This is a genomic window from Clostridium sp. 19966, from assembly GCF_032335695.1.
Lineage (GTDB): Bacteria > Bacillota > Clostridia > Clostridiales > Clostridiaceae > JACTOJ01.
The window spans coordinates 28,508-54,533 of sequence record NZ_JACTOJ010000028.1 but is presented as its reverse complement, the minus strand read 5'-3'; the positions used below and the strand labels follow the sequence as shown (position 1 = coordinate 54,533).

The window sequence follows — 26,026 nt, the reverse complement described above, 5'->3', positions numbered from 1 at the left end:
ATAGAAAAAGGGAAGAGCACGAAATATTTTACTAAATCGTGAAATGCTTCGTGCTCTATTTAGCATTTAGCTAAATTCTTCATGAAAAAGCGAAGCTTTTTCAGTGGCCTCCATTGGGAAGGGCTATGTTTTAAAAAGCGCTGCTTCCGCCCCCGCCTCCAAAGCCTCCTCCGCTGCCTCCTGAAAAATTGCTAGAGGAACTGCTGCTGCTGTCCATATAGGAGTTGTAATTTCTATTTATGTCCATGTAATAGATACTTGTGTAGTAATTAAGAAACCAGTAATTCATAAATATATCGTTTCTTCCATAGCTTACGTTATCATAAGTGTTGCTGTATTTAACGCTTTCCAGCATTTGAGCTGCTACTCCAAGTACCATGGCATAAGGCAGAACCTTCTCCCAAATTCCCTTTTCCCTTAAATTTATAATTTCTCTATAATCCGAATCATTTATATAAGCTTTGAAAGCCTTCCATTTTATTTCCTCATCCCTATATTCGTTTGTGAGTATTTTCTTTCCCACTATATGTGTATAAAAGTCAAGCTGCTCCGTCTCCCTGCTAACAATGTTCTTCCAAGTAGAAAATTTATTAGCAAAGTCAGCTTTAGCTGCATTCTGTTTTATCAGTCTTAAATAAACCAAGTCATCCCTTGAATATTCTCTAAGCCAATTTACTAAGAAAGCTTCACTTTCCATCAGATTATCTTGCGGATAATTATTTATGATAAAGGCAAGATTCTTATAATCCCTTTCAAAAAATCCATTCTCCAAAAAGGTTATAGCCCCTTTATTAGATAGATTTAATATGCTTGCCATGAGTTCATTAATGCCTACGGATTTATTCATCAGCATAGCTACCAATTCTGGAGGCATTTCACTAGGTAGCTGAGAATAGTATCTTCCATCATAAAATACATACTGACTTCGATATTCTTCTATACCTCTTCTTCTCTTCCTGCCACGAGCATATATAAGTCCAACTATAGCGCCAATGGCTGCTAATATTGAAGAAACCACTACAACCGCAGTTATAATCTCCTCTCGCTTCTTCTTGGCATAATAATCCTCTCTTTTCATATTCACAATCTTAGAAGTATTTACCCAAGTATTAGGGAAAAGCACCTGTGCTCCTATAATATCGTCGTCTCCTAAATCATTCAGCTGAAGCTTGATCTTGTTATTTTCATCTAAAGAAATCAACCCTCTTTTAGGTCCTTCCCCGCTGTATTTTACACTGCCATCAATTGTCTGAGGAAGTGTTAAATATACTGTTACTCTGTTGGTTTGCACATCACTTTCATTTTCATAAAATATCCACTTAAGCTCTGATAAATCGGAATACTTAGTTATCACATTTTTTACTTTATAGCTTATAAGAAATTTTTTATTCTCATTGTCGCTTTTGCTATATATTTTAATTTCCTTTCCTCCATCAGTATCATTTACCTCAAACTGTGGAGTTTCCGCATTTTGACCATTCATAACCTTTGCACTTACATCATAAATTCCATCTGATCCCTTTGTCTTTACCTCTCTTTTTATGCCGTTAAAGCTTCCCTGAAACACATAATCATATTCTTCATTAACAGACATATTACCCATATCATCCACTGATGCATTTATATTTATGTCTGAAATATAATAGCTTCCAGAGGAAGCCTCAGCTTTAGTTGAAGCTGCCACAATAATTAAAACTGAAAATAGCAATGTTATAAATAAGCTGGTTTTCTTTCTTATTTTCTTCATCCTCAATTCCCTCTCAACCTTTAAATTCTAAAAATCTCTAATATAATAATACCATACTTATTTACTTTTTACATATTCAACTATAGCTTCTGACAAATTAGCTGCAAGTCTTGCCAGCACTTCATCATCCTGCATCCTTGCTCTATCTTCAGCATTATTCATGTAGCCGCATTCAACTAAAGTGCTGGGATATTTGCAAAGCCTCAATACCTTGTAATTATTTTTTAACACGCCCTTATTTTCCCATCCGTCACTTTTCACTATATGTTTCATTGCTACGTTTGCAAAATTAATTCTTTCACTTTCAGCGGCTCCGCTCTCATAATAATAGTAAGTTTGTACACCTGGTGTCTGTTTCCTATAGTTTGAGCTGTTTATGTGTACTGACATAAATACATCTGGATTATTCCTATTAGCTATATCCGCTACTTGAGCCAATGATAGCAATTCATCTTTGTCCCTTGTCAAGATTGTCTCCACTCCGTTATACACCAAATCGCTTATCATATATTTAACTATTTTAAGCGTTAAGTTCTTTTCAAACAAATTTCCTATATTAGTGCCAGCATCTTCTCCACCATGTCCCGCATCGAGAACTGCTTTATGCGTAAGAGGTTTCTCCACCTTGCTTATCAGTATCACAATGCTCTTGATATTTTTCACATCATTTATATAAACAAAATTATTTTCGCTGAATTTTTTGTTTATCTTTAATGTGTTTTTCCCATTTGATTTATCCAAATTTATATCCTTAAAATCATCTATTTTCTTGCCTTTGCTATTTAAAGCTAATTTGTCTCCATTTTTAAAATCAATTAATATAGCCTTTTTATTGTCCTCAGAAGCTTCCACGCTGCTGTCCTTAGAAACCTCTATGGTATATTTTCTGAAAATATTATTTTCTTCTAGATATATGTTTCCATCTTGATTTAAAGCTATATTAGTCTGATAATGACTTTTAGACAAAAGCTGATTGCTGCTCACAGGCGGACTGATAGTTTTATTGCCTGAAAAAATTAGATTTATTCCCATCTTAATTCCTAAAATTAACAAAACAATTGCCGGAATGGCTAAAATAAAAAATATAGCATTGTTCTTTTTATCTTGATGTTTTATTCTCAGCACCCATTCTCCCCACCTTTGCATTGAAGTGATATACTAATAATAATCCATATATGTTGCAAAATTTACATGCGTTGTATCCAAGTTGTAAAATATATATTTCCAAACTTTTTAATGCTTAATTTTGATGTATTATATAAAGAGGACACTTTCATTTTAAGTACAGGAGAAAAATATGAGTAAAAAAATTCTTATTATCGAAGATGAAGAATCTATATCAGATTTATTAGCATATTCACTGAAAAAAGAGGGTTTTGTCACTAAAGTAGCAGACACAGGCAGCAAAGGCATTGACCTTGCTAAGGAATTTATGCCAGACTTGATATTACTGGATCTCATGCTGCCCGATATAAGCGGTTTTGATGTATGCAAAGAAATTTCGAAAAATTTTATAATTCCTATAATAATGCTTACCGCCAAAAGTGATACAGTGGATAAGATTCTAGGAATGGAACTAGGTGCTGACGATTACATAACTAAACCCTTTGATATGAGAGAGGTAATCGTAAGAATAAAATCCATATTTAGAAGAATAGAGCTCATAGCTGAAGCCAATAATTCTTCTGCTTTTGAGGTTATAACTATAGGAAACGGCATAGAAATATACAAAGAAAAACGCGAAGTGATGAAAAATGCTTCTAGATTAGAGCTGAAAAATAAAGAGTATGATGTACTTCTATACCTAGCAGAAAATAAGGGACGAGTTGTTTCAAGAAGCGAGCTGCTAGATAAAGTTTGGGGGTTTGAATTCGCTGGAGACACAAGAACTGTGGATATACATATTCAAAGAATAAGGAAGAAGCTGGCCGAAAATAAAAACGCCTCTATTATAGAAACAGTATTCGGTATAGGCTATAAGCTTCTGTAATGGGTGGTATCTATGAAATACTCCATTCAAAATAAAATATTAATTTCCTTTTCTATAATAATATTTATAGGATTATTGGCGCTTCTTTTAATTTCGTATAATGTCACAGAACAAAATATAAATAATACTCTTAAAACTGACATGATAGAAACTAAAAAGAATTTAGATCAATACCTTAATCAATATTTCCTGATCAATGGTATAAAATTAGATAAAAATACCTTAGAATCAGAAGCCGATTCTCTTTGCAAGCAATTGATATCGCAATCGGGCAATCCTGTAGATATATATGATTCAAAAGGAGACCATCTTTCAAATAGCTCCTCTAACTTTGACCCAAGCATTAAAAAATCAAAAGAATTTAATTCAGCTTTAAGCGGAAATATAATGTATAATTCCTACAGCACCAAAAATAATACCATAGTACGATTATGCTACCCCATAGAAACAGACAATAACCAGATAGGTGTGCTTGTGTATACAAAAGATTATTCTCAGTTATTTGATTATAGCAAGAACTTCAGAGCAATCATTAATTCTTTTGCCGCAATAATATTTGTGATTATATTTATAATGGCTTTTATTCTATCTAGGCAGATCACTAAGCCAATTAAAAGACTTTCCGAAAGCTCTGAGCAAGTGAGCAATGGAAACTTTGATTTTGACCTTAAAATCACTTCTAGAGACGAGGTGGGAGAACTTACAGAAAGATTTAAATATATGGTGGAGAAGATAAAGCAGCAGATAGATATTATAGAAAAAGAAAGAGATAATCTTAAGCTTTCCCAAGATCAAAACAAAATATTTTTTGATAATGTTACCCATGAACTAAAAACTCCTATAACCACCATAAAGGGCTATGCTCAAGCCTTAGCAGAAAACGGATTTACCGAAAAGGATTTTTTTGAGAAGGGAATAGGCTATATTATCCGAGAAAGCGAAAGGCTTGATAATCTAGTTATAGAGCTTTTAGAGCTTTCCACAAGCTCTTCAAGTAATTTCAAATACAGATTTGAAATATTAAACTTATCAGAACTAATTGCATCTACCTGCGACGAAATGAGTCTAAAAGGCAAAAAATATAATATAACTATTGAAAGTTCAGTTGAAGCTGAGCTTTATGTAAAGGGCGATAAAGACAGATTAAAAGAAGTAATAATAAATCTTATAGATAATTCCATGAAATATGGTAATGTAAATTCTGTGATTGATGTAACTGCCTGCTCTCAAAATGATTTAGTGATTGTAACCGTGAAAGATTCAGGGGAAGGCATACCTGAACAATATATCAGAAATGTGTTTCAACCATTTTACAGAGTATCCAAAAAGGCTTCTAGAAAATTAGGGAGTGCAGGCTTAGGACTTACTATATGCAAAGAAATTGTGGATAAGCATAACGGAGTCATAAATATCTCCAGTAAAATTAATGATGGTACAAAAGTTTCAATAAGTTTTAAAAAGGAGCAGTTATGAAAAAAATAAAAAACATAATAATTTCTCTCATACCTTACTTAGCCTTAAGCGTTTTTATAGCTGGTTTTATATTCATAAGCAGCAAATATCCAATCGAAGCAAATTCAAATTCTATGGTTAAATTAGATAGGGAAATCTTTTCAAAAACCAATAAGGATGCCACTGGAAATTTTTCAGTAAGCAGCATAAATGCTATCCCCTTGACTTATAAATCAGTATCTTATCCCTTTATTATTAAGAACAATCTGATTTTTAGTTATTTTAATAAAGCTGATCATAGTTCTGCCACAGGTGTAGTATCGCTTAACATGATGGACAAGTCTATTGAAAATTTAATATCTCTTTCCACTTCTCATATAACTGAAGTTTATCCCTCACCGGATAATAAAAAATTTTTATACGGCTATTATTCAGATCTTTCTTTAGATAGTAAATACTCCTTCAGAAATTTTTCTATATATAATTTAGAGACAAAAGATATATCTAATTCTTTTTCTATGTTTGCTGATTCGGTTTCATGGCTTAGTGACAGCAAGCAATTGATAGGAACCAACTTCAGTTCCATTTTTATAACAGATTTATCAATAGCTCAAAAGAAAATTCACACCATCTATAACCTAGGTCTAAGCAATCATAAAGCTCAGGTCAAATATGTAATACCGAAAAATATACTAGTCTCAAATAATACAGCTTATTTTTTTGACAGCACAAACCCCGTTTTGTCCATTGATTTAGATGATTTTACTTTAAAAAATGTTCATCACCCAGCTAATATAATTTATGATGCCAAAATGCTAAATAACGGCAGCATCCTATTTTCAGGCTTGAAAGATAAGCTTAATAATCTATATATTTATAATCCTTCTCAAGAAAGCTCTGCATCTCTGATCAACAATCCTTTGAATTTAGTTATATCTTGTTTTTCCGTATCTCCAGATAATAAAAAGATATGTTATGTTCTTTCCGAAGCTTATGGAAATAAAGAAATACACACAGCTTACTTATCTGATAATAAACTTAGTATGGATACAGTAGTGTATAAGACTACGGATACTGTAAGTCACGTTCTTTGGACAAATGATAGTCTTAAATTAGTTGCAATAACTGAATCTGATAATGCCTCCACAGTATATAAATTTAATTTTAAAAACATAAAATAAGGTTATGCATAAAACATAACCTTAAAATCATATTTATTTACTTCACATTTAGGTATTCTCTTATGCCATCGCATAAATTGCTTGCAAGCCTTCCTAAACTCTGGTCATTCTGAAGCTTTTCTCTATCACCTGCATTAGTAGTAAACCCACATTCTATCAAAGCACAGGGATATTTGCTTAACCTTAGCACCTTAAGCTTATCTTTATTAAATACGCCCCTATTATTCCACCCATCATCCTTAACGGCATTTTTCAAAACCGTTTCTGCAAATTTCTTTCTCTCTTCAAGCTGGAATCCATTTTCTGTGTAATAATGGATCTGAATACCGTTTTCCTTAGGACCCTGCTTGAATTCATTTATATGAACTGATAAAAATACGTCAGGACTGTTTTTATTCACAAAATCAGCTATATCCGCAAGAGCTTCACCTTCATCCTTGTCCCTAGTTAAAATTGGCTCTACTCCGCTATAAGCTAGATTGCTCACCATCATTTTTACTATTTTTAATGTAACGTTTTTTTCATACAGGTTTCCGTAGCTTGACCCTACGTCCGAGCCCCCATGTCCTGCATTAAGTACAGCTTTCTTAGTAAAGGGCTTAGCCACTTTTGTGACAAGCACTGTGATATAACTATTTTCAGCTGTTCCATCTATATATACATAGTTATTATTTATATAGCTTTTATCTATTTTAATTTCATTGCTGCTATTATTCTTATTTAAAGCTATACCCTTGGCATTATTTTTATTAAAATTGCTTGAACTCAATTTAAAATTAACCGATTTGTCAAAATCTATCTTTATATAATTACTATCATCGCTATATTTAACATTAGCTGTATTTCCTATATTTTTTATAGTATATTTTTTAAAAATAGAATTCTGTTCTAAATATATATTTCCAGAAGTATCTATAGGTATATTACTCTGAGTTTCCTTGGCATTAACTGATGAAATTTTCTGAGCATCTACCTTTTTATTATTTTTATTAAAAAAGACAGCCTTAATAACAGCAATATTTATTAATACAAGCACCAATATAAATGCCGCTAAAAACGCAAAAAATCGTTTGCTTTTTACTCTAATCCTAAACTTTCTCATAATTCCACTTCCTCAGCCCCTGTTACTAATCTATACGAATCATTTATAATCTCGTTCAATAATAAATATATCATATATACATAATTCTGTCCCCAAATGTACAAAATAATCACATAATATAATTTTTACCAATATTCTCTTAAAACATAGCTTTTAATAAAATAGGCTATAGGTTAAACTGAATGTTTCAATTTACCTATAGCCAATGTATCAATTTCAGGAATTCAATTCTAAGGATCTTTCAAACCTGTCTTAATCCATATAAATTTTATCTGTATTCTTCAGCATCTCCAGGAAGCAATTGTGAATTAGCCTTTATAAAATCTACAAGCTCATCTACTTTAGAGTAAGCCACTGCTACATAAGTATCTGCTGCGCCGTAGTATATAGCAATTCTTCCAGTTTCCGCATCGTGAAGTGTTGCACATGGGAAGGTTACGTTTGGCACGAAACCAGTTGTTTCATATGGCTTTTCTGGAGTTAGTATATAATCCTTTGTTCTGTAAAGAACCTTTGCTGGATTTTCTTTATCTAATATAGCTGCTCCGAAGCTGTATACAAATCCGTTACAAGTTCCAGAAACACCATGATAGAACATCAACCATCCTTCGTTAGTCTCTATTGGAATAGGACCTGCACCTATCTTAACTGACTGCCACCAGCCGCCGCCTTTAGTCATAACTCTTCTATGTTTTCCCCAATGTACTAGGTCTGGGCTTTCACTTAGGAATATGTCTCCGAATGGAGTATGTCCACTATCACTTGGTCTGCTTAATAGTAAATACTTACCGTTTATTTTCTTAGGGAAAAGAACTCCGTTTCTGTTAAATGGTATGAATGGATTCTCAAGTCTTGTGAAAGTCTTGAAGTCCTTTGTCATACCTAGTCCTAATGCAGCTCCTGCAAAATCTGTGCACCAGATTATGTAATAAGTATCTTCTATTTTAACTAGACGAGGATCATAGGAATAGTTTGGCTGATAGTCATTACCAGCTTCATCCTTCCAATGAATAACATCGTCTTCTATATCCCAAGTTAGAGCATCCTTACTTCTTCCAAGATGTATACGAGCTACTCCATCCTTATGGTCAGCTCTGAATATTCCTATGAATCCATCTTCATAAGGAACAACAGCACTGTTATATATACGAGCAGTACTCTTTGTAGGATTCCAATTAACTATTGGATTACCTTCGTGTCTCCATATTACGTCTGTGCAGCCTTCTGGTCTTTCCTGCCATGGCATATTTTTTAAAGCATCGCCTATAATTTTTACATTACTCATTATATTGCACTCCTTTATTTATAATATTTGCTTTGAAAATATTTATATATAATAGACTACTTTTTAAATGTAGTCTATTTATTTATTTCTAGATTCTTCCTTATAAGTTCACATCTTTGTTTTACACAATCTGGTGAACGAAGTGGATCTGATGGTGTATTAAATGCATAGTCCAATAGTCTTTCAATAGTAGTTGTAGCTATATGAAGTCTTGTATCTGCAGATGCGTAATAAATATATACGTCACCATTTTCTCTTGCTATGGCACCATTTGTAAAGGCCACATTAGATACATCTCCAACTCTCTCATCACCAAATGGAGCTATTAAGTAGCCGCTTGGAGATGCTATAACTTTTTCTGGATGTTCTAAATCTGTCACGAAAAGATATACCACATATCTAAGTCCAGCAGCAGTATTTCTAACTCCGTGAGCTATATGAATCCATCCTTTTTCGGTTTTTATAGGAACAGCACCTGCACCGTTTTTAACTTCTGTTATGGTGTGATACTGTCTCGGGCTTACTAATATTTCTTCATCAATTACAGGATTAGTTATATCATCGCAATATCCTATGCAGATACCACTACCTTTTCCTGTATCTATAAAATCATCCATTGGACGAGTATAGAAAGCATATTTTCCATTTACAAACTCTGGATGAAGCACTACATTTCTCTGCTGTGGTGATGGAGTCTTAAGTTCAGGAAGTCTCTCCCAAGTCTTTAAGTCCTTTGTTCTAACTATAGCTGCCTGAGCAACCGCTGAAGATAAATCGCCAGCTGGTGCTTTAGGATCTTTTCTTTCTGAGCAGAAAAGTCCATATATCCATCCATCTTCATGCTTTGTAAGTCTCATATCATATACATTGGTTTCTTCAGCACAGGTATCTGGAAGCTGTATTGGATAATCCCAGAATTTAAAATTGTCTATACCATTATCGCTCTCTGCTACTGCAAAGAAAGATTTTCTATCATTTCCCTCTACTCTTGGTACAAGATAGAATTTACCATTTAATTCAATAGCTCCTGAGTTAAATACAGCATTGATGCCTAATCTCTCTACAAATAATGGATTTGTTTTTTCATTTAAATCATATTTCCAAAATAGCGGAACATGATGCCTTGTTAAAACTGGATATTCATATCTATCGAGTATTCCATTATACTCATCTTTTTTAACATTTTTTCTTGTTACCAATTCATTATATTTCTTTAGCTCTCCTGCGTATTTTTCTTTAAACATGCTTACCTACCCTTTCTATTATTTCTATGCACATTCTGCTATTGTGATATGGACATTTCCAAGGCTCTACCACTGGCTTTTCTGTGTCTGGATTGCCATTTTCATCAAGTCTCCAGTACCACTCACTGCCATCTCGTTTATCTACCAAATAATTTTTTATGTATTCCCAAACTTTTTCTGCAGCTTCTTTATATTTTACATCACCAGTCTTTTCATAAGCATTGTAAAAACCAACTACAGTTTCCGCCTGCACCCACCAAACTCTATGAGTATCAGTTTCGCCATTAACGGTCTCATTAACGATACCCTTATCTGAATAAACCATATCATATATGTTTTCCGCTATCTTTTGAGTATATTCATAAGTTTTTTCTATTAATTCCTTGTCTCCTAGAACTTCTGCAGCTCTATCAATAAGCCAAGTTGCTTCTATATCATGTCCGTAGGATTGCATATTTATTAGAGAATTCCATTTTTTATCGAAAAATACCTTAAGATAATGCTTATTTTCATCATATATATGATTTCTTGTAAGCTCTAATATATATTCTATCTGCTTCTTTAAGCTTTCATCCTTCCACACTTCATATAAAACAGTATAAGCCTCAAGTATATGAAGATGAGTATTCATAGTTTTTTCAGTCATTACTCCATTTTCGCTTAGCATCTCATTCTCTTTTACATTCCATTCTCTAGTGAATTCTTCTGTATATCCGTATTCATCTTTGCATTTATCTTCTATAAGATGATATAACTCTATAGCGATATCTAAAGCTTCTTTGTCTCCCGTAGCTTTGTAATATTCTGAAAGACCATATATGGCAAACGCCTGACAATAGCTGTGCTTTCTAGTATCTAAAGGCTTTCCGTCATAGCTGACAAGCCAATATATTCCTTTATATTCCTTGTCTAAAAGGCTGCTCTTTAAAAAATTATAGGCATGATGAGCTAGTTCCAAAACCTTATCATCTTTTGTAGTAAGATAAGTTGCGGAAGCAAACCAAAGTATTCTTGAATTAAGTATTCCTCCCTTAGGAGCCTTCTTGTCCAAATTAAGGTTATAATTTACATATCCGTAAAATCCACCATATTCTTTATCAATTAGATTAGTCCAATATTTAACTATTCTATTTTGAAGCTCTTCATTCATTTCTTTTTCCAAACTTAACATAACTTAACTCCAACTCCCTTCGATCATTCAAATATAATTATATGTATTTTAAATTTTTACATTCATATTTTAACTAAGTTTTTGTAAAGTTATCGGTTACTTTATAGCTAAATTATAGTGTATACATTTTCAAGTGTCAATAAAAAAAGCGTGAAAAATACAGGGTTTAGAACATTTTGAGCATTCATACAAAAATAGAGCCTTTACGGCTCTAAAAAATATTATAATACACATATCTATGAAATAATTCAGATTTACCTATACATGCTCTTCACAGAATTTCTTTTAGTTACATTTCCTTTTATAAGAACTCTTCCATATTTCTTTTCTTTATTTTTTATCTCTTTACATATTATTTTTACTGCAGTTCGTGCCATTTCTTCAATGTCTACTTTAACTGTTGTTATCTGAGGATCAGATAGTATAGCATGTTCACTATCATCAAACCCTACTACAGAAAAATCTTCAGGTACTCTGTACCCTAAACTTTTTAATGTTTCTATAAGATTTAACGCAGTTTTATCACAATTGCACAAAAATGCAGTAGGCAAATCCTTTGGCAATTCTATTTCCAGCCAATTGCTGTCGTCATCTCTATCTTTTATTATCCATTCATCTTTTAGCTCCAAATTGTATTCTAATATAGATTTATAATACCCTAAAAATCTGTCTTGTATGCTGCTCGTTAAATTTACATTACCAACATAAGCTATCTTTTTATGTCCTTTTTCGATTAAATAATTTGTAATTTCATAAGCGCCAAAAAAGTTATCAGTCAAAATACTATCAACATCAAACTTATCATAATAGAAATCTAGAAATATCATAGGAAAATTATAACTGATTATTTTTTTCAAATATTCCTTCTGAAGCTGTCCAAGTATTATCACTCCATCAACCTTTTGTTCAAGAAGCATTCTAGGAATCACGTTATTAATCTCACCTTCAGAGTTTAATATGTGAAGCATTGCGGTATAATCGGAAGCTTCAAGTTTTTCAGACAGCAGTTTATAAAGATCTACGTAAAAAAAATCGTCTTGTCCAAAATATCTTTCCGATGTTATTATTCCTATACTATAAGTGAGATTTTCCTTCAGCATTCTTCCTTTAGAATTATAGAGATATCCAATCTCATTGGCAACCTCAGTAATTTTTTTTATCATTGCCTCACTTATATCATCTTTTCCCGCTAGAGCTTTTGATACTGTAACCTTAGAAACTCCCAGCCTATCTGCTACATCTTGCATGGTTACCCTTTTAGTCACACAGATACCTCCCAACACGCTATATTTGCACTCTTAACTGTTAAGTACATTATCTCACTTTTTGTTAAGTAAATACAATAGTTTTTTTATTTTTGCTCTGATAATTTACTAAAAGCAATATTGATATCATTTATTATATTTCCATCTAAAAACCCATTATCCTTCATATCCTTAAGTATCTTCATAGTTTGATTATGACTCAAAGGTTTTCTATAAGGTCGATCTTCCGTAAGTGCTTGATATATATCCAAGCAAGCCATGAGTCTAGAATTAAAATCCAAACTTTCCGCCCTTAATCCAAAAGGATACCCTTGTCCATTTAGTTTTTCATGATGATTAGCAGCCCATTCTGTTATATCTTCAAAACCAGTTATCTGTTGAAGAGCTACCCTAGTATAATAAGGATGTTTTTTGATTATATCGAATTCTTCAATTGTGAGCTTTCCTGGCTTGTCTAATATTTCGTTAGGAACAGCTAACTTTCCTATATCGTGCAGATTCGCTGCAATTCTAAGTTTCATCTTATTGTCGTTAGAAAATCCATAATAATCGCTCATTATAGCTGCCTTTTCTGATAGTCCTTGAGAATGCCTTTGCGTATACTTAGATTTGGAGTCAATTATCTTGGATAATACTTGAGTTATTTGATATATGATTTCAAAAGATAAATCCACCTTATATTGCGGTACCTTTATTTTCAATATTTCACCTATGGAACCATCTTTAATATCTAGCCAAAACTCCGACTCCTCTATCACTTTTTTGAATGCCTCTACCATTTCTTCAGAAAACATCTTATTTTTGTTCTTGTCCATAAACTCAATTATCTTTTGTTTAGCTAATTTTTCTTCGCTGTTTATATCTAACTGCCTTTCCATTACATCTCCAAAATGAATTATCTGAGACATTAATGGTATTTCATTTCCCTTCAGATTAAAATATCCCTTTCCATCATATCTTTCGTGATGATACTTTAAAACATGTTTAACATCTGAGAGAAAAGGATATGCCATTACATTTTTTTCTCCTATTATACAATGTTCCTTAATATTTTCAAGCACCCTAACACTAGAATTATTCTCTGTTTCCATGCGGTCCTGCAGGCTTTTTTCGCTAATGCCGTTGTCATGAAGTATAGAAAGCGCAACCACATCATGTATTTCTTCAAAACCTAATCCAAGCTGCTGAGATAATCTAAGTGCTATATATGCGGTTCTTTTTCCATGATTTGACCGTGCCCCTAATATGTCCATTTCCACAAAATCCAATGCAAAAGACACAGACATAAGAAACTCATTCAGACTAAATAACATTTTTTTCCTCCGTACATTGTAATAATTTTTCACTTAGTTTTATTTTCGAATGCTATGTTACTAACTATAATTATAATATACCTAAAGTTACAAAAAAAATCATTAACTTATGAAAAATTTATAGATAATTACAATTTCAGCAACGTTTTTAAGTGCTGCTTTTTACACTAATTTAAAACATTCCCTTAGTATGTTAGACTATTTATTACGTCTTTCGGCAAACTTCTTCTTGGCCTGTGTCACATAGAAATTAATTAATTCATCATAACCCATTTCTTTGGCCTTACTTATCATTTCGTTTTGGAGAGAATAAAATTCCGTATCACTTTTAGCAAATATCATCTTCCAAGAATAATTTTTAATTATAGATGCCACCTGACCCTGCTTTTGCTGAGCTGAATCATTTAAATCATCAATGCTTGAATTTGAAGAAGTATTTACTGCTACCTTGTTGTTTTTCACAAAATAATCCTTTTCCGTGATAGTTCCCATGTCCTTTCTCCAAGATTCTTCCAATTTAGAAGGTTTTAAGTTTAAGGTGGAGCTCCACAGTGAATAATCGTAGGGTTCCTCTGTCTCAGGATTAATAGAGTACTGACTTAAGGTATTAAAATTTATAGCATTTACTCCATCATCATAAGTTCCTCCCCCATAGCTTTCAGGCATAGTTTTATTGTTACTTAACCTAACCTGCTTTCCAAGCTCTGTTAATTCTGCCTTGTTATTCTTCATATCCCAGGTTACTCCCTTAGGTCCATTGGTAGCAATCATCATTCCCTCATTTGTGTATAGCCAATCTATAAATTCCATAACTCTCTCAGGATACTTTGTTTTAGCTCCTATTGATATTATTTGACTAAGCCCTAAATTTGAAAATCCATTGGAATACACAATCTCATCATCAAAAGGCACTGCCTTAAACCCTTTCCCTTCATTTACTCGATCCTCGGTATTATAAAGATTTTCTGTCCACGGAAACCAGGAGAAAAGCACCTGTCCATCGGCCATTTTTTTACTGAAATCATCATATTTTTGAGATATTGAATCCGGATCTACCAATCCCATTCTATTTGCATCGTAATATAGCTTTAATGTTTTCATGTAGTAGCCGTTTTTATCCAGAACATCCTGATATTTATCTTCATTTGCCTTTACAAGCAGGAAGCCTAATTCGTCATAGCCCTCCATACATGCAAATTGCTTTGCATTCATCATTATATTTCCATCCCAATCATGCCACATTGAAAAAGCATATGTAGGATTTCCCAAATCGCTTTTAGGATTAATTTCCTGCATTTTTTTTAATACAGGAAGCAAATCTTCCATGGTCTTTATTCTAGGCTTTCCTATTTGCTCATATAAGTCCCATCTCATCACTGATCCATAAGTTAATTCATTTCCTTCAGAAGGTGTATTTGAAGGCATATTGGCTAAGGATGAATTTATACCAAAAACACTTTTCCCATTTCCAAAATTATTCTTACTCTTTTCAATGGCTTTAGGAAACTTATTCATTATATCTTTTCCATATTCATTGATCATATTATCCTGTGTCCAATCCAAAAGCAGATTAGATTTTATAGCTTCTCTATATCTTTGGTCTTCAGCGCCGAAAATCACAATATCCCCTAAATCATTTGATGCCATCATAGCGGCATACTTGCTGTCCCCGCCTTGAAGATTATAGGATATTATATTTAATTCTATATTAAACTTATCCTTTATAACCTTGGCAAACCATCCTGACTGTTTCCCTACATAGTTTGCAGTCATAGAAAATACATTCAGCTTTAAAGGGCTCTCTCCGTTATAGCTTGTGTCCTGATTTTTTTTATTATTTTTTATGCTAATACCAACACTTCCGGCAATAGCTACAAAAGCTATTAAAGCTATACTAATTAATTTTTTCTTCATTTTTCCTCCTGATATACGCCAAAAGCAGCTCTCAAATAGTCATTTAGTTCTTTGGATTTGGTACTGATTTAAAGCAAAGCCTAAAACTTAAATGGTAACTTTATTAATACTGAAGTTCCTATGCCTATTCTTGTATAAATTTTAAACACTCCTTCTTCTCCGTAGTAAGCGTCTATTCTATTCTTTATATTCTTAATAGCGTATCCATTTCCATTGGTTTTTGTAACATTAGAAAATAATACTTCCTCCAGTACCTCTTCATTCATGCCTACGCCATCATCTATTATTTTGAAAAAAACACCCTTATCATATTTACCAGCCTCCACTATTATAGTTCCATGATCTAGCTTAGGATCAATTCCATGATCTAAAGCATTTTCTATGATTGGCTGAAGTATGTTTTTTATAATTTTATATTCATAGATGCTTTCATCTACTTTATATATTACATCGAATCTATCCCCGAATCTTATTTTTTGTATATGCATATAAGATCTTACAATATCTAATTCTTCCCTGACATCTATCAAGGTTCTGCCATTGCTTAGAACCAGCCTGTAAAGTCTGGCCAAAGAATTAGTTATTTCTATTACTTGCTTGTATTCTTCCTTTCTTGCTGTCCAGGATATGGCCGATAAGGTATTGTATAAAAAATGAGGATTTATATGAGCTTCAAGAGCTTTAAGCTCAGATTCCTTCTCCATTATTTTGCTCTTATACACAGTTTCAATTAAGTTGTGGATACGTTCTGTCATATTATTAAAGCTTGTTCCTAATTCGCCAAATTCATCTTGGGATTTTACTTCCACTGAAACTTGAAGATTTCCTTCATTTACTTGCTTAATAGCTTTCACTAAAGTCTTTATTCTTTTTAGCAGGAAATTAGTTGTAAAGTAAATAGCAAAGCCTAATATTACCGCAATAATTATTAAAAATACTATTACATTCCTGCTAGAACTTTTAGCTTGTGCATTGAAACTGCTAACAGGGAATATTCCAACTATATCAAGATTCATCTGCTCTATTGGCATTGAAATTATTATTGAATTCACTCCATTAATTTTTCTGACTTCTCTTAAATCTGAGTTATGAGAATAATTATTGATGCCAGTACGGGATATGTTTTTATTAAAAAATCCATTAACATTATTTGATACTATATTGTTCTTTCCATCCACTATAAATACGTTTCCTAGACTTTTTAAAGCAGAGCTGTTCAAAGCATCAAAAATCACATCTTGCTTAACCTCTAATTCTAAATAGCCGCTATTTCTATATGAATTGGCTGAGCTTATTGGACTCATATAAGAAAAGGCATATCTATTTTGATTAAAATAGTTGGATTCATAATGAACATCTGTCCATCCATATTTTGTGGTCATGTTGCTCATCATATAGCTATATAAATCTCTATTATTTGCTTTATCCACACTGCTGAAGCCATTTAGTTTTTCTGTTATTATTCCATCCTTCATATAAATTCTTATTGCGTTTATTGTATTATTAGCACTTAAAATATTCTCCATGGTTGGAGAATATTGAAATTCGTAATCTTCTATTTTATATATTTCATTATTATAATCATAATCTAAAAAGCTCTGTAAATCCTTATTAAAAATTATTATTGATGCTGTGTTCTCAACTATTTTTTCTCTCTGCAATATGCTTGCTTTTGTCTGCATAAGATTATCCGTCATAACTGATTCAGCTTGATTTATAGCTGATTGTGACTGCTGCATATATAAGTAAACTCCTGCTATAAGTATCTCTATTCCCAGGATTATGCAGTAAGCTGAAACAAACTTCCAGCTCACGTTAAGATTGTTTAAAAATCTGTATAACTTTTTCACGTTCCACTCTCCTATAGGATTTATAAATCAAGCCCAGAAGCTGATATAATATCGTTTACATTAATTGTACAATTGATATACTTAATTAATATTATAGCATTTTATTTTGATAATTTAATATTTTTTTTAGTTTAAGCTTTTATTCTATCAGCTTTTTATAATGTTCTATATAATATTGTGTAAATAATTAAAATTTTTCTTTATATTTCGAGGTGATAACATGGAAAGCTTTAAAACCAGATATGGTTGTCTTAATGGAATCAGTTCCATAGATTTTTATGATAGCAAAAACATCAAAAGCTGCACACTAAATGAAGAGAATTTACTGCAAACTTCTTACGGAAACTTAATTCCGCAATATGAGTGCAGTAGCGAAAGACGTAAGTATATAGACTCTATAAATTTTTATTCCAACGGAAACCTAAAAAGCCTATATCTTCAGCAGCAGGCCCAAATTGCAGCTCCCATAGGACCCCTTCCAGCTGAACTAGTAACTTTTTATGAAAGTGGAAATATAAAACGTATATTTCCTCTAAATGGCAAACTGACTGCTTATTGGTCCGAAGATGATGAATATAATTTAGCTGAGCCATTAAAAATAAATACTCCTATAGGTGAAATATATAAGAAAATTATAAGCCTATATTTTTATGAAGATGGAAATATAAAAAGCATCACCTTCTGGCCAAAAGACACTATTTCTTTCAATTCTCCTATAGGAAATATTGAAGCAAGAACAGGCATATCTTTTTATGACGATGGAAGCGTTAAATCTTTTGAGCCATATCGTCCAACTAAAACAGAAACTCCAATAGGCACTATACTTGCCTACAACAATACTGCTCATGGGCTCCACGGTGATTCGAATTCTGTTACTTTTTCTAAGAAAGGCATTTTAGAATCTCTAATCACTACTACTGATAAAATAGATTTGATTGATGAATTTAAAGTAAAAAAAACATATAGGCCTCATTTAAAACCGAGCATTATCAATGATGCCGGATTTGATATAGTTCCTCTTTCCATCAAATTTGATGAAGATTCAGTTCAGTTTAATGATGAACCTATAAAATATGAATTTAAGAAATATAGTTTTTCTATACATCCGAATTTTATTAAGCTTGAGACTGATTGCTCCAATTGTTCTGAATGCAGCGGTTCCTGCAGCCGCGGATAACATTGTTTTTAAATAGGTGTACTCTTGTCACTTATTTAGAAACAATGCATTAATAATATTAGCATTATCTTATATTGCATACATGATTATGATTAGTAATGAAAGCATTGCTCTTGCCGCATGATGCTTAAAATGTATTTTTCCATAAAGCTTAATTCCATTATTTACTGCAGCTATATGAATTAATAATAATCCTAGTATGAGCAAATAAATTAAATTGTTTTTTAAAACAGCTCTCTCAACAACTGAAATCAGAATTGAAATAGCTCCTAAAAGCATCATAAATATTGATACGTGATTTAAGGTGCCTTTACTTATCTGAGCGAAAGCTGCTAATGCAGTTATTAGTCCGTAGGCAACACCTAAAAATAACATAAGCACTGATATTACATTCATAGCTTTTCCTCCTCATGATTTTCAGAAATTTGTCTTGTCTCTATAAGTATTTTTCCTTTGCCAAGCATCTTTTCTAATGTCTGCTTCACCTGAAGCAGCTCTTTTTCTTTTTTCAATATGTCCTTATATTTCTCTGAAATTACATTAATGCAGTCTTGTACTTTTTTAATATCTTCTTCATCTAACTTTTTACTTTCTCCTATACTTTCATCTAAATCGAAAAGTAATTTAATTTCTTCCAAAGTAAAATTTAAATTTTTTAATTTGTTAATCATTAAAGCCATCTCTAAATCCTCTGAAGAATAGCATCGTCTATTCTTTGTCCTGCTAGGACTAAGCAATCCTATTTTATCGTAATATCTAAGAGTATCTATGCTTATGCCTGTCTCTTGAGAAAATTTACCTACTTCCATTTTCATTCCTCCTAATCCTTCTAAGCTCCTAGTATATGTTTACTATAAATCATGGAGCCAGCTCCATGTCAATAGATATTTAAAACTCTTCACTATTATTTCTTATGCTGTGTCTCTATAAGTCTTAGGCGCATAATATATATTTTAGTTAATATTCAAGGAGATAATTATATGTTTTGTAACTACTGTGGAATGTGTAGAGAAAATTTTAGATTTTTAGTCATGGGGGACAGCCGAGGAAAAAAATTAGGAATAAATGCTCCAGTGCTGGAAAATTTGCTTAGCAATTCAAGCAAATATTATCCTAATTTTATGATATTTTTAGGAGATATGGTAAGCGAAAAACCTAATGTATCCACCAATCTAAATAACTGGAAACAAATCATCAGCAAATATTATCCCATCAGAAGCTGCTTTCCCTGCATAGGAAATCATGAAAATGATGAAACAGCCTTTAATAATGCATTTAACTATCTGCCTAATGAACAATTAGAGAGTTACGGAAGAACAGTTTATTATTTTGATTTTCAAAATTCAAGATTTATCATTTTAAATTCCTGCCGCAGAGATATTCATGGTAATTATCTACTTGAAGCTAATCAGCTTCATTGGTTAGATTCAGTATTACAAAACAATACTGCTACCTTTTCATTCGTTGCTCTTCATACTCCTCCTTACCCCACGGGAAGTCATTTTAAAGATTCTCTTGATACCCTTCCCGAAACCAGAGATTATTTTTGGTCCATAATTGATAAATACAATGTCAACACTGTATTCTGCGGTCACGAGCATAATTACAGCAGAAGGCTCATAGACAATTCCTTCAGTGAAAATAATTTTATTTTTAAGAACAATATTTTTCAAATAATTTCCGGAGGTGCTGGTGCTCCCTTAAGCAATACTCTTATTTCTTCTCATAATATTGTTGTAGGACCATTAGCAGTATATCACTATATCATAGTGGATGTATCTTCATCGGAAGTGATATTTAATGCTTACGATATCAATAACAATATACTGGATTCCTTTAAATTAAGTAAATAGCATTGTGTACTTATATATAAACTCATTTTGTAATATAATAGATATACTAATGTATAAGCATAGAGAGGTTTTCTGTATGAACAAAAGCAAGGGTAAAAAAGTCAAGTCTAAAAAACGAAAACTGATTAAGTTCTTACAATTTATTTTTATACTTTTTATAGTTATTGCAGCATGTCTTTACTTGAAATATGGGCCAACAGTTTCTGCTTTATACAAAGATGCAACTGCAAAAGTAAATAGCTGCACTATAGATACTTTTAATGTAAATAGATCTCGCAATCCAAACGGCGTAGGTAATAAAGATCCCCTATATTTAAAATCGGAGGACATACCTAAAAATGCCAAAAATGCTTTTGTAGCCATCGAAGATAAGGATTTTTACAAACATGGAGGAATAAGCATAAACGCCATATTTAGATCCGTATACTCAATTGCTACTAACGACTGGAAATTGACTCAAGGCGGCAGCACCATAACTCAGCAATTAGCACGAAATGTTTTTCTCAACTTCGATAAGAATTATCAGAGAAAGCTTGAAGAGATGTTTATAGCTATTAAATTAGAGGACAAATTCTCTAAGGATCAAATATTAGAGTTCTATATTAATAATATAAATTTCAGCAATAATGCCTACGGTATCAATACCGCCTCAAAAAAATTTTTCAATAAGAGCTGCCAGCAGCTGAATCTTTCAGAGATATGCTTTTTAACGGCAATACCTAATGACCCTGAGTATTATGATCCTATAAAGCATATGGATAACACCTTGCAGCGGAGAAATTTAGTGCTGGATTCCATGAAAAAATATAATTATATTACTGATGAACAATATAAAGAAGCCATCAACTATAAGATAGTATTAAATCTTAATAAGTCTTAAAAAAGCTTTCTATAGCCGCAAGAGCATGAATAAATCAGTTCACGCTCTTGCTTATGTTTTTATTATAATTGGATATGTTTTAAAAGGATGTTGATAAAGGCGTTTTTCGTAAAGGAACTCTAAGGGCTGCTTTGTTATAATTGGCTATGTTTACTTGATATTATCCTCAAAGACATAAAAATCATAATGCAGCCTAGCGCCATATTCATAGAAATAGCTTCCTTCAAAATAAAAGCACTGGCCCCAATGGTTATTACAGGCACTAAATTAAGTCCCATGGAGCTTTTCACTATACCGATATTTTTAATAGCCGCAGCATAAAAATAATAAGCAAGTGCTGAAGAAAATACGCCTAGGAAAGCAATATTACAAATTATTTCACTGTTAAAGGCTTGAAACTGTACCTGCTCCTTAAGCATAAAAGGTATAAATGCTATTGTGCCAAATAAGGTTTGATAAGTGGTGATAGTTATCTCAGAATAGTCATCAAAGAGAGTTCTTGTTATAAGGGTATAGATTACCCAGCACAGAACTGAAAGAAGTATAAAAAAATACCCTGCCAAGCATCCAGGCTGAACAAATGATTTCAGATTTATATCTACAATAAAACCTATACCGGTTATAGATATTAGCAACGCAATAATATAAGAAATTTTAATTTTCCTTTTGTATAGAACTATTTCTGCTATTAATGTAAATAATGGGACCGTTGCATTTAATATGGATACAGAGGAGGCTGATATGTTCTTTATACCTAATCCTTCAAAATAGTAATATAAGGTTATCCCGAATATGCCCGATATGGACATTGACGCTATATGCTTTCTTTGTATTTTTTCTTTGTTTTTCCCAGCAATACACATTCCTATAAGTACCAATGCCGCAATTAGAAACCTTATAAAAGAAAGAAAAGCAATAGGTATGACCTCAGAACATACCTTAATGCTTATAAAAGAAAATCCCCATATTAAAATTGATGCTATAAGAAATATTTCGGATAGTTTTCTTTTATCATTCACACCAAACAAACCTTCCATTCCCATCTATGATTTCATGCACTGAAGCTAATATAAAATCTGCCTGCTGAGATATAGTATCTATTCCACTAGCTCCTGATAAAACCGCTATAGCCAAGGCAGCGTTGCCATTTGCTGCAAGTTCTATATCAACCTCGGTATCTCCCACTACAGCCACTTCTTCCGGTTTAATATGACAAGCCATGCAAAACTTATTTAGCAGCTCTGGATTAGGTTTTGATTTTGATATACCATCATCTGCACCTATAAAATCGAAATATTCTTCTATTTTTAAGATTTTTAAGCAAAGCTTGGCCGACTCATAGGTGTCAGAAGTTGCAAGCCCAATAAAAACTCCCAAGGCTTTCAGTTTTTCAAAAAGCTTTTCAAGATCACCAATAGGTCTTACTAAAACTGCTTTTTCCCTAGATAATCTGCTTATTTTATTTTCTATTATAACCTCTATATCTTGCAATAGTTCTTTTTTTATATTTTCTTCATGGAGTACAGCTTTCAATTGGTCAGCAATATCTCCCACGGTTCCCCAGGCTAAGATTCCCATTGGCTCCACTTTTCCGCAGCAAACTCCTATGGATTTCAACAATTTTTCCTCCAAATCGCAGGACTTATCTACCTGTAAATCTGCTGCTATTTCCTTAGCTAGAGCTTCTGCTACAGGAACCCATATTGAGTTAAAATCTAGTAAAGTTCCGTCTTTATCAAATAGTATTCCCTTAATATTCTTCATTTAGTGTCCTCCTGCCAATTCTATTAACTGCCCCCATTTGAATATTTTACAATCAGTTTTGCCTTTGAAAATAGGGTTTGTAAAAAGAATCAATTCTCCGCTGATTCTTCTAAGTTCCAGCCTGTTCCAAGTATACGCTGTTCCTTTCCACATCAAATCTATCTTATATGAGTTTTCCTTTTCAATTTCCAAGCTTTTTATAATTTTGCCATCTTCTATAACGCTGAGTATGCAATTCTCTTCAATTCCTCTAAAGTTTACTTCATAACTAATGCTTCTTTCTGTATCCTCTGAAGCAAATTGCTCGGATAAATCACTGCCTAAATAATACTCCTGAGCATTACATTTTATTTTAACGCTCATTTCTGTATCTCTGCTTACATACACTCTGCCTAAAGAAACTCCTTCTATTATTTCAGCTGCAGATAAACCTTCAGCCAGTACATAGGTGCCTGGATCTCCAATCAAGGATGGCTTAGCTGAATCCTTATAGGTTTCTGTAGGCAAAAGATGAGAATCACTGCCTCCAATGCCCCATATTTTACGCCCATCCATCCAAAGAAGTGTCCACAGTCTAAGTGCTTTTTCTGTAGCTTCTCTATTTTGTTGGTAAGTTGGATCATTTATTATTTCTATGGTATCTATATTTTCTATTAGAGTTTCTTCATATAACCACTGCCATGGATATAACTCTGGATGGTTTATAGACCTCAGTGCTCCTTTTTCCTCAGCTTCAACTAATAGCCTATTCATTCCCTCTTCTGTCATCATTCCTCCATCTTTAGAATTAGCTCTTAAGTCTATCCACTGCTTTAACCCTATAGCGTTAAAATGACTTGATGGAGATGTAATTTCCATACCAGGGATTACTAAAATATTCTCTTTAGTCCAATGACACGGCATCACGTTATGTTCAGTAGTCACAAAGAAATCTAGTCCCAAAGCCACTGCATTTTCTGTTCTCTCTTTTACAGTCATTTTTCCATCCGAAAGAGTTGTATGTGTATGAAAATCACCCTTATACCATTTAAAGCCTTGTTTTTTTCTTTTAAAAAAGTCATAATTATTTAACGTCAATTCTTTAACTTCATAATTTCCGTCACACCATACTTCAATACCTATTTCTTCTTTTGGCTCTTTTAAGTTCTCTGTAATCTCAAGCGAATATTCAATAGACTCCATATTTCTACACATAATTTCAATTGTATATTCTCCTGGTAAAAAATCTCCAGGTACAGCACAAGTACTAGTTTTTTCTGGCATTTTATCAATAATAATTTTAGTTTCTTTAGTAAGATGCAAACATTGAAGTCTTAATCTATTTTCTTCATCCCACAAGAATACTTGCATCCAACTTTGTCTATCCGTATTTATATCAAGCTGCAGACAGGTTAAGGTTTGATAAATATTGAATTTATGAATTTTAATAGGCAGCTTTTCATGGCTGCCTATATCACCAGTAAATTTTGCAAGCATGTTATTTTGCCACCGCATCCAATGCTGCCTGTGCTTCAGTCTTAGCATCTTTCAACGCCTGTGCTGCTGGTATATTTTGAATTTCAACCTTATCTGCTGCTTTCTTAAGGGCATCATAAATCTTTCCGCCTGTAGGATCAACAAAGGAGGAAGAAGCTGTCTTTGCTTGAGTTAATGGTACTAAGGCCTGAGGATGTGTGCTTGTATATTCTTTATAGGCTGCTACATCTGCTGCAGATTTTCTTACTGGAATATATCCTGTTTTCATAGACCAATCAGCTGTAACCTCTGCGCTTGTAAAATATTTCATCCATTTAAAAGCAGCCTGCTGCTTATCTTTATCAGTGATAGCTGGTATGCTTATAGTCTGTGCACTTGCAACTGGTGCTGCTGAATGACTGCTTCCAGCTGGCTGAGGTGCCGCCACAATTTTGGTAAAATCAAGATCTCCCTGGTCACCGCTTGAGCCTATGTACCCTGCTGCTCTATCCTTCATAACATCATCAATGGTGGCATACCAATATTCCCAGCCTTGTCCACCTGAATGTATTCTCATAGTCTTATCTTCAAATATAGCTTTTCTTACCGCATCCCAGGAATCTATCCATTCCTGCGAATCTATTAAAACAGTTTTCTTGTCATCGCTTAAAATTTTACCTCCATTGCTTAGTGCCATATCTGTAAGGTTATCTGGTCCCCACATTGGTTCAAAGCCATATACACTTGTATCTTTGCCGCTAGTCTTAGTAAGTTTCTTTGCTGCTGCATAAACATCATCCCAAGTCTTAAGATCCTCTACATTAACCTGCGCAGCCTGTAGAAAGTCCTTTCTGTAATACATAACTTGAGTTGTTCCATACATAGGCAATGAATACATCTTTCCATTAATACTGCCTTGCTTATAGAAAGAAGTAACAAAATCATCTGGCTTAAAAGAGCTATCTTTAGAAATAAAGCTGTCTAAAGGTGCAAGTACCTTTTTATTTGCTAAGGCTGACATTTGATCATTAGTTAAAAGTACTGCTGCTGGAGCTTTTTTAGCAGCTATTCCTGCCTGAAGTGCCTGATAGGTTTCATCATAGCTTGCCTGAGCAACTCCTTTTACCACAACCTCCTTTTGAGAAGCATTGAAATCTTTTATTATCTGCTGCATATTGTCCCCTAATTTGCCTCCAAGTCCATACCAGAATTCTATTTCTACCGGCTGACTTGAAGCCTTTGTATCTGCCTGCTCACTTTTTGCAGCACATCCTGAAAGTATAGAAGTTACTGAAACTGCAGTTATCAATAAAGCCATAATTTTTTTTCTCACTGTTAATTCCTCCTAAAATTTTTTATTTATTAATTCTTTTTTATAAAATC

General features: G+C 33.0%; 22 protein-coding genes. 6 read left to right on the top strand and 16 right to left on the bottom strand.

From position 1 onward, the window contains the following. Nucleotides 1-130: 130 nt before the first annotated feature. Together IAI10_RS20870 and IAI10_RS20865 are read right to left on the bottom strand one after the other, a co-directional pair. Nucleotides 131-1,747 (bottom strand): DUF2207 domain-containing protein, encoded by a 1,617-nt coding sequence (locus IAI10_RS20870; protein WP_315675246.1) that lies wholly within the window; start codon nucleotides 1,745-1,747, stop codon nucleotides 131-133. A gap of 57 nt (nucleotides 1,748-1,804) precedes the next feature. Next, complete coding sequence (locus IAI10_RS20865) at nucleotides 1,805-2,872, bottom strand: N-acetylmuramoyl-L-alanine amidase (protein WP_315675245.1); 1,068 nt, start codon at nucleotides 2,870-2,872, stop codon at nucleotides 1,805-1,807. A 172-nt stretch (nucleotides 2,873-3,044) separates the two neighbouring features. On the opposite strand from IAI10_RS20865, the gene IAI10_RS20860 reads away from it, so the two are divergent. From IAI10_RS20860 to IAI10_RS20850, 3 genes are read left to right on the top strand one after another with little or no spacing between them, the layout of a single operon-like run. Next, nucleotides 3,045-3,737, top strand: a complete 693-nt coding sequence (locus tag IAI10_RS20860; RefSeq protein ID WP_315675244.1) for a response regulator transcription factor — start codon at nucleotides 3,045-3,047, stop codon at nucleotides 3,735-3,737. A 12-nt stretch (nucleotides 3,738-3,749) separates the two neighbouring features. Further along, nucleotides 3,750-5,210 (top strand): HAMP domain-containing sensor histidine kinase, encoded by a 1,461-nt coding sequence (locus IAI10_RS20855; RefSeq protein ID WP_315675243.1) that lies wholly within the window; start codon nucleotides 3,750-3,752, stop codon nucleotides 5,208-5,210. Next, nucleotides 5,207-6,370: a hypothetical protein gene (locus IAI10_RS20850; protein ID WP_315675242.1), complete on the top strand. Its 1,164-nt coding sequence runs from the start codon at nucleotides 5,207-5,209 to the stop codon at nucleotides 6,368-6,370. Before IAI10_RS20855 ends, IAI10_RS20850 begins: the two co-directional genes overlap by 4 nt. A 37-nt stretch (nucleotides 6,371-6,407) precedes the next feature. Here the strand turns inward: IAI10_RS20850 and IAI10_RS20845 are convergent, their stop codons facing one another. The 8 genes from IAI10_RS20845 to IAI10_RS20810 all read right to left on the bottom strand — a co-directional run bounded on the left by IAI10_RS20845 (nucleotide 6,408) and on the right by IAI10_RS20810 (nucleotide 17,514). Further along, on the bottom strand, nucleotides 6,408-7,472 hold the full coding sequence (locus IAI10_RS20845) for an N-acetylmuramoyl-L-alanine amidase (RefSeq protein ID WP_315675241.1): 1,065 nt from the start codon (nucleotides 7,470-7,472) through the stop codon (nucleotides 6,408-6,410). A gap of 268 nt (nucleotides 7,473-7,740) precedes the next feature. Further along, nucleotides 7,741-8,757: a glycoside hydrolase family 130 protein gene (locus tag IAI10_RS20840; protein ID WP_315675240.1), complete on the bottom strand. Its 1,017-nt coding sequence runs from the start codon at nucleotides 8,755-8,757 to the stop codon at nucleotides 7,741-7,743. A gap of 74 nt (nucleotides 8,758-8,831) precedes the next feature. Next, nucleotides 8,832-10,001, bottom strand: coding sequence for a glycosidase (locus IAI10_RS20835; protein WP_315675239.1), 1,170 nt, complete (start codon nucleotides 9,999-10,001; stop codon nucleotides 8,832-8,834). Then, entirely contained in the window at nucleotides 9,994-11,172 is a 1,179-nt protein-coding gene (locus IAI10_RS20830) for an AGE family epimerase/isomerase (protein WP_315675238.1), read from the bottom strand. Before IAI10_RS20830 ends, IAI10_RS20835 begins: the two co-directional genes overlap by 8 nt. Nucleotides 11,173-11,426: 254 nt before the next feature. Beyond that, nucleotides 11,427-12,437, bottom strand: a complete 1,011-nt coding sequence (locus IAI10_RS20825) for a substrate-binding domain-containing protein (RefSeq protein ID WP_315675237.1) — start codon at nucleotides 12,435-12,437, stop codon at nucleotides 11,427-11,429. A gap of 86 nt (nucleotides 12,438-12,523) precedes the next feature. Continuing rightward, on the bottom strand, nucleotides 12,524-13,750 hold the full coding sequence (locus IAI10_RS20820) for an HD-GYP domain-containing protein (RefSeq protein WP_315675236.1): 1,227 nt from the start codon (nucleotides 13,748-13,750) through the stop codon (nucleotides 12,524-12,526). 198 nt (nucleotides 13,751-13,948) lie between these two features. Further along, nucleotides 13,949-15,664, bottom strand: a complete 1,716-nt coding sequence (locus IAI10_RS20815) for an extracellular solute-binding protein (RefSeq protein ID WP_315675235.1) — start codon at nucleotides 15,662-15,664, stop codon at nucleotides 13,949-13,951. 80 nt (nucleotides 15,665-15,744) lie between these two features. Then, on the bottom strand, nucleotides 15,745-17,514 hold the full coding sequence (locus tag IAI10_RS20810) for a sensor histidine kinase (RefSeq protein WP_315675234.1): 1,770 nt from the start codon (nucleotides 17,512-17,514) through the stop codon (nucleotides 15,745-15,747). Between the two features lie 220 nt (nucleotides 17,515-17,734). Between IAI10_RS20810 and IAI10_RS20805 the strand changes: the two genes are divergently transcribed. Further along, nucleotides 17,735-18,691, top strand: coding sequence for a hypothetical protein (locus tag IAI10_RS20805; RefSeq protein ID WP_315675233.1), 957 nt, complete (start codon nucleotides 17,735-17,737; stop codon nucleotides 18,689-18,691). A 69-nt stretch (nucleotides 18,692-18,760) separates the two neighbouring features. On the opposite strand, the gene IAI10_RS20800 is transcribed toward IAI10_RS20805, so the two are convergent. Beyond that, entirely contained in the window at nucleotides 18,761-19,087 is a 327-nt protein-coding gene (locus IAI10_RS20800) for a hypothetical protein (protein WP_315675232.1), read from the bottom strand. Next, the gene (locus IAI10_RS20795; protein ID WP_315675231.1) at nucleotides 19,084-19,500 is read right to left on the bottom strand and encodes a MerR family transcriptional regulator; all 417 of its coding nucleotides are present in this window, start codon (nucleotides 19,498-19,500) and stop codon (nucleotides 19,084-19,086) included. The genes IAI10_RS20800 and IAI10_RS20795 overlap by 4 nt, the downstream gene beginning before the upstream one ends. Before the next feature lie 171 nt (nucleotides 19,501-19,671). On the opposite strand from IAI10_RS20795, the gene IAI10_RS20790 reads away from it, so the two are divergent. Further along, entirely contained in the window at nucleotides 19,672-20,544 is an 873-nt protein-coding gene (locus IAI10_RS20790) for a metallophosphoesterase (RefSeq protein WP_315675230.1), read from the top strand. Nucleotides 20,545-20,620: 76 nt separating this feature from the next. Further along, nucleotides 20,621-21,424: a transglycosylase domain-containing protein gene (locus IAI10_RS20785; protein WP_315675229.1), complete on the top strand. Its 804-nt coding sequence runs from the start codon at nucleotides 20,621-20,623 to the stop codon at nucleotides 21,422-21,424. Between the two features lie 134 nt (nucleotides 21,425-21,558). On the opposite strand, the gene IAI10_RS20780 is transcribed toward IAI10_RS20785, so the two are convergent. The 4 genes from IAI10_RS20780 to IAI10_RS20765 are packed head-to-tail and all read right to left on the bottom strand — an operon-like array spanning nucleotide 21,559 to nucleotide 25,976. Beyond that, complete coding sequence (locus IAI10_RS20780; protein WP_315675228.1) at nucleotides 21,559-22,443, bottom strand: DMT family transporter; 885 nt, start codon at nucleotides 22,441-22,443, stop codon at nucleotides 21,559-21,561. Next, a complete protein-coding gene (locus IAI10_RS20775; protein ID WP_315675227.1) occupies nucleotides 22,436-23,188 on the bottom strand; it encodes an HAD family hydrolase in 753 nt (250 codons plus the stop codon). The genes IAI10_RS20780 and IAI10_RS20775 overlap by 8 nt, the downstream gene beginning before the upstream one ends. Beyond that, entirely contained in the window at nucleotides 23,189-24,664 is a 1,476-nt protein-coding gene (locus tag IAI10_RS20770) for a CehA/McbA family metallohydrolase (protein ID WP_315675226.1), read from the bottom strand. Between the two features lies 1 nt (nucleotide 24,665). After that, entirely contained in the window at nucleotides 24,666-25,976 is a 1,311-nt protein-coding gene (locus tag IAI10_RS20765; protein WP_315675225.1) for an ABC transporter substrate-binding protein, read from the bottom strand. Nucleotides 25,977-26,026 lie beyond the last annotated feature (50 nt).